We start from the raw sequence: 5,421 nt of genomic DNA, 5'->3' as shown, positions 1-5,421 counted from the left end.
CTTAGCTATAGGTATTACCGGAATGGCAATCGCTTTAATTGCAACAATCTTAGGTCCCGATGCGCATAATATTGGCTGGATTATTATTGCAATGGTTATTGGTGGACTTATTGGGGTGCGTTTAGCAAATAAAGTCGCCATGACTGAGATGCCAGAATTGGTTGCTATTTTACATAGTTTTGTCGGTTTGGCTGCTGTTTTAGTTGGTTTTAATAGCTTTATTGCTCACGATGTATTCTCAGATAGGATCATGGACAATATTCATCTGACAGAAATTTTCCTGGGTATTTTTATTGGGGCGGTAACATTTACTGGTTCAATTGTTGCTTATGGTAAATTATGCGGCAAAATAGCGTCTAAACCCTTAATGCTTCCTAATCGTCATAAACTTAATTTATTGGCGTTATTAATTTCATTTATTTTGCTATTTATTTTCGTAAAAACGACAGCTACTGGTTTGCAAGTATTTCTCTTATTAATGATGACCATCATTGCGTTAGCATTTGACTGGCACCTAGTCTCCTCAATTGGTAGTGCAGATATGCCGGTTGTGGTATCAATGCTAAACTCTTATTCAGGATGGGCCGCTGCTGCTGCAGGCTTTATGCTAAGTAACGACTTGCTAATTGTTACTGGCGTGCTAGTGGGTTCTTCAGGTGCTATTTTGTCTTATATTATGTGTAAAGCCATGAATCGCTCATTTATTAGTGTTATAGCCGGCGGGTTTGGCACTGACGGGATATTAGTCGATGATGAACATAACCTGGGAAATTATCGGGAAACTACAGCGGATGAAGTAGCTAAGTTGTTAAAAAATTCCCATTCGGTAATTATTGCTCCCGGTTATGGTATGGCGGTCGCTCAAGCTCAATACCCGATTCACGATATTACGGCAAAATTACGCGAAAAAGGAATTAATGTTTGCTTTGCGATCGATCCTGTTGCCGGACGCCTGCCTGGTCATATGAATGTATTATTACCTGAAGCGAAAGTACCTTACGACATTGTGTTGGAGCTCGATGAAATAAATGATGATTTTGCTAATATAGACACAGTATTAGTGATTGGGGAAAATGATACCGTTAACCCAGCCGCACAAGATGCTCCCAATAGCCCAAATAGCCCAATAGCGCCCAATAAGCCCAATAGCGGGAATGCCCGTCCTGGAGGTTTGGAAAGCGCAAAATGTTATTGTATTTAAACGCTCAATGAATACCGGTTATGCAGGTGTTCAGAATCCGTTATTTTTTAAGGAAAATACCCAAATGTTATTCGGTGATGCCAAAGTTAGCGTAGAAGCTATTTTGCGCGCTTTATAAATTTTTTAATAATAATGGCCCTATTAGAATGGGCCATTGGGTTGTTAATCATTTGCTGGATTTATTGGACAGAAAAAACAATCCGGTTTAATGGCCAAATAAATCACATTTTAACTTATCAATGATCTGTTCAGCAGTATTGCCTAAAAGACGCAATACAACAATACCTGCATGTAATTCGTCACAGGTTTCAGGGATTTTTTTTCAGAGGATCCTTCAACAACATGGGTATATTTTTCATCAATGGTAAATCTTTGCCTTAATTTTTTCATTGCAACAAGATGGTGTGCCAGCAGAGCCTGATTATAGATATTTGGATCAAAATCTGGTAATTCAATAGCGATATTTATCGGCGCGACAGGGTAGACACTAACGAGATGAATATGTGGATTTTTAACAATCTGATGGCTGATATTTTCCGTTTCCTTGATGAGTTTGATATTAAGTTTATCATGATAGGATTCCTCATTAGATAAATTAACTGCAACAAGAATACCGCCATCATTAGACCATACTTTATCTTTTACCATCCAGACTGGGCAACGGCATTTACGAAGTAGATGCCTATCAAGGGAAGTGAATATCATGGCATCAAAACGGTCATTTTGATGCGCCATTTTTAATAATAAATCATGTTTGTCAGCAATAACTTCTTGAATAATCGCTTCATATGCTTTTTTATGCCATATTACTTTAATTTCAATATCAATACCGGCTTCTAAATAGTAGTGTGCTTGCTGTTTTATCCATACTTGTCGCTGACTAATAACGCCTTTGCGCATAGCATTGCGTTCTTCAGGAGATAATAAGGTTGTCATATCATAAGAGAGATCATAGATGGGCAAGAAAGCCTTAATGCGTCAACCATCGCGTTGTACTATATACAGTAATACAGCACGTCAAATTGCAGGTTGCTCATCCTGATTTGGATCAATAGCAACTAACAGATTACGGTAATTAGCCATAATGGTTCCTCTTAGAGGCTAGGCAACATTTATATCACTAAAGATAAACCAATATGAGTTGGGATAATAGATAGTAACATAGCCAAATCACAAAAAAAATAATATGTTAATGTGATTTGACTTACATTTATCTTGTTGTTTAGGCAGAGGTTTTACCTGCAATTTGGGTCAGCTCATACATATCATTAATTGTAATATATTTACTTTTAACGCTGAGAGTATTATTTTTTTGGAAGCGACCTAACAGACGACTAATTATTTCAACGGTTAATCCAAGATAATTACCAATATCACCTCGAGTCATTGTTAGGGGGAATTCTTTAGCTGAAAAACCATGTTGAGCAAAACGGCGTGACAGATTATAAATAAAAGCAGCTAATCTTTCTTCAGCATTTTTTTTGCGAAAGCAGTAATATCATTTCTTGATTATCTTTAATTTCACTGCTCATTAATCTCATTATTTGCTGTCGCAAATTAGACATTTTACCGGAAAGATCGTCTAGTGTTTCAAAAGTAATTCTACAAACTATTGAAGTTTCAATAGTTTGGGAAAAACTTAAGTGTTTATGATTGATAATAGCATCAAAACCTACAAGATCACCTGCTAAATGAAAACCGGTAATTTGTTCATCAGCTTCATCGGTAATGGTATAGCTTTTTATGGTAGCAGATTTAATGGCATACAGTGATTTTAACTCATCACCTGCTTTAAATAGAGTCTGTCCTTTTTGGATTAGTTTTTTACGTTCAATAATACTATCGAGTTGATCCAGTTCATGTTCATTAAATGTGAATGGAATACAAAGCTGGCTAATACTGCAGTCCTGGCAATGGCTAGCGCAGCCACCAGACTGGATTCGGAGAACAACGTTTTTTTCTGGAATCATATTACTTGACTCATTATGATAAGAAATATTGATTTTAGTCAATTTTAACACATATTTTAAGCTTGAGTAAAAGAATTAATAATTAGTTGTATTGTTTTTTTAACTAATATTATCAATATATGCAGTTCACTTGACAGTCATTTATTTTACTTAAGCTAATTGTTATAACTTATAGAAAAGTGAAAATAAAATCAAATTTTTCTAAAAATATATTAAATTTTAATTAGCTTTAAAAATGTTATTATTTTTCACTTTAAACATTATTTATTTTTAGTGAAATTTATTTTCTAATAAGATTATTTAATAAATTTTTTTATTATAAATAAATATTGATAAAAATAGATTTTATTAAGCAATATATGATTAAAACCCACGTTTTTTAAATTTTATCAATTAATAATTTATAGAATTAGTTTTATTGGTTTTTTATTATTTTTTATAGAAAATAGCTAAGCAGGTATTGAAGAGTGAAAGGTTCGCAATTAGGCATTGCTATTATCATCGTATTGCAGATTAACAACTGCTATGCTACAATGCTGTTTTTTCTTCTGCGCAAACAATATCATGTCCATTCTCAGAGCGGCAACACTGGCCTAATAATTTTGATCCTTCGATTAATAATGAAAAAGACATTTTTAGTCAAAAAAGGCTAATGCCAACTTTTCATACTAACCAAAAAAAGCAAATAAATCCCATGTCAATGAAATGTTATATAAGTTATTTCATTAATATTAAAAACCAATATAATCTTGTATCAAGTTTAACAATAAATAATATATGTAACTCGTTAAGTGACGCCGTCACTAAAAGGTGTTTAAAAAAATAATATAAATTATAAGTTGAAAGGCAATTTCATTACCACCAATAGCACAAAGAAATTTTATTTGAATAATTTAAGCCAGTTTTTTAGTTAAAAATAATTAAATAGAATTAAAAATTTTAATGCTATGGAGATTGAGTTTAATATAAATTATAAGATAAATCATAAAGTTAGTTTTAGGACGATATTTCTTAATAAAATAGATGGTATTAATTATAAATTAACTGAATTTGATTTAATTGCGCAGTGGTATTTCTAATCAAACTATTGTTTTATTTTTTATTTTACTAAAATATTATATTAAATATTGGTTAAATTATTAGAGGAAAATTTTACGGCTCTCAAGTACAATAATTAGTTGATTGACTCAGCAATAGAGTTATTACCGAATGCCGCACCTCATAGATCCTTTACCAAAAACGATGCTTGCTATTGAAATTATTGAACCTGGCGGCCCGGAAAAGCTTAGTCCCACCAAATTACCACTAATAAAACCACCAAAATTACATTTACTTGTTAAAGTTTCGGCCGCGGGTGTCAATCGTCCTGATATAGCTAAGCGACTTAATTTTGATTACACTATATTGAGTGCAAACAAAATATCTGTGTCGCATCCGAGCGCTCTTTTTTGCATTTAGCTTTTGCTCATTTATGTTCAATTGGATTAAGATCTGGGGAATAGGTAGGCAAATATTCCACCATATCCCCCGCATCGATGATGACTTGTTGAATACTCTGTTTCTTGTGAAAAGTTGCATTATCCATCATGATTACACTGTTTTTAGGAAGTACTGGGATAAGGACTTGGGTGACCCATGCATAGAAAACATCGCTGTTAATATTGATATCAAATAATCCGATAGCAAACAGCGTTGTGCCCAATAAAGCGCCGATAACATTTGTTCTTCCTTTAGCTCCCCAGTTCTTGAGACCAACACACCGTTGACCTTTCGGGGAATAGCCGTGAGTCCGCGGGGTATCGTGTGAAAAACCACTTTCATCAATAAAAACAATATGCTTGCCTTCTTTTTCATACTGTTGTTTTTTTGTTGAAACGTTTGTCGAGTGTTTTCGTCGGCTTTCGGATGACGTAGAGTTTTTTATAGGTCAATCCCATTTTTTTAAGAGCTTGCCAAATGGCCTTCTGACAAACGCCAAAACGCTCTGCACGCTCTTTTTGGTAAGCATCTGGATATTGTTCAACATCTTTTATCAACTCGGATTTATCGATTTTTCGCTGACGCGTAGTCGATGCTTTTGGCTCTATTTGATTAATCCAACGCGATACAGATGCAGAGCCAATCCGAAATTGCTTCGCTGTTTCTCGGATACTCAACCCTTCTTCTTCCATCGTAAATATCACTTTACGTCTAAAATCAATTGAATAGCTCATATAAATAATGTCATCAAAATTAAGTCGCTTAGCTATA

Annotated in this window: 3 protein-coding genes and 3 pseudogenes; 1 reads left to right on the top strand and 5 read right to left on the bottom strand. The window is 34.0% G+C overall.

What is annotated here, in order from left to right; translation table 11 throughout:
- Positions 1–7: 7 nt before the first annotated feature.
- Positions 8–1,319, top strand: a pseudogene (gene pntB, locus ARSQ2_RS09320) (Re/Si-specific NAD(P)(+) transhydrogenase subunit beta).
- 44 nt (positions 1,320–1,363) lie between these two features.
- Here the strand turns inward: pntB and uspE are convergent.
- The 5 genes and pseudogenes from uspE to ARSQ2_RS12010 all read right to left on the bottom strand — a co-directional run.
- Positions 1,364–2,284: pseudogene (gene uspE / locus ARSQ2_RS09315) on the bottom strand (universal stress protein UspE).
- Positions 2,285–2,423: 139 nt separating this feature from the next.
- Positions 2,424–3,171 (bottom strand): annotated as a pseudogene (locus ARSQ2_RS09310) (FNR family transcription factor).
- Positions 3,172–4,500: 1,329 nt separating this feature from the next.
- Positions 4,501–4,650, bottom strand: coding sequence for a hypothetical protein (locus tag ARSQ2_RS12020; RefSeq protein ID WP_202880409.1), 150 nt, complete (start codon positions 4,648–4,650; stop codon positions 4,501–4,503).
- Positions 4,637–5,095, bottom strand: coding sequence for an IS630 family transposase (locus ARSQ2_RS12015; RefSeq protein ID WP_202880410.1), 459 nt, complete (start codon positions 5,093–5,095; stop codon positions 4,637–4,639). The genes ARSQ2_RS12020 and ARSQ2_RS12015 overlap by 14 nt, the downstream gene beginning before the upstream one ends.
- The coding region (locus tag ARSQ2_RS12010) for an IS630 transposase-related protein (protein WP_238334429.1) at positions 5,022–5,421 on the bottom strand (400 nt) is incomplete at its 5' end. The genes ARSQ2_RS12010 and ARSQ2_RS12015, both read right to left, overlap by 74 nt.

The sequence above is a fragment of the Arsenophonus endosymbiont of Bemisia tabaci Q2 genome (genome assembly GCF_902713415.1).
Lineage (GTDB): Bacteria > Pseudomonadota > Gammaproteobacteria > Enterobacterales > Enterobacteriaceae > Arsenophonus.
This window is presented reverse-complemented; position numbering and strand designations above follow the sequence as displayed.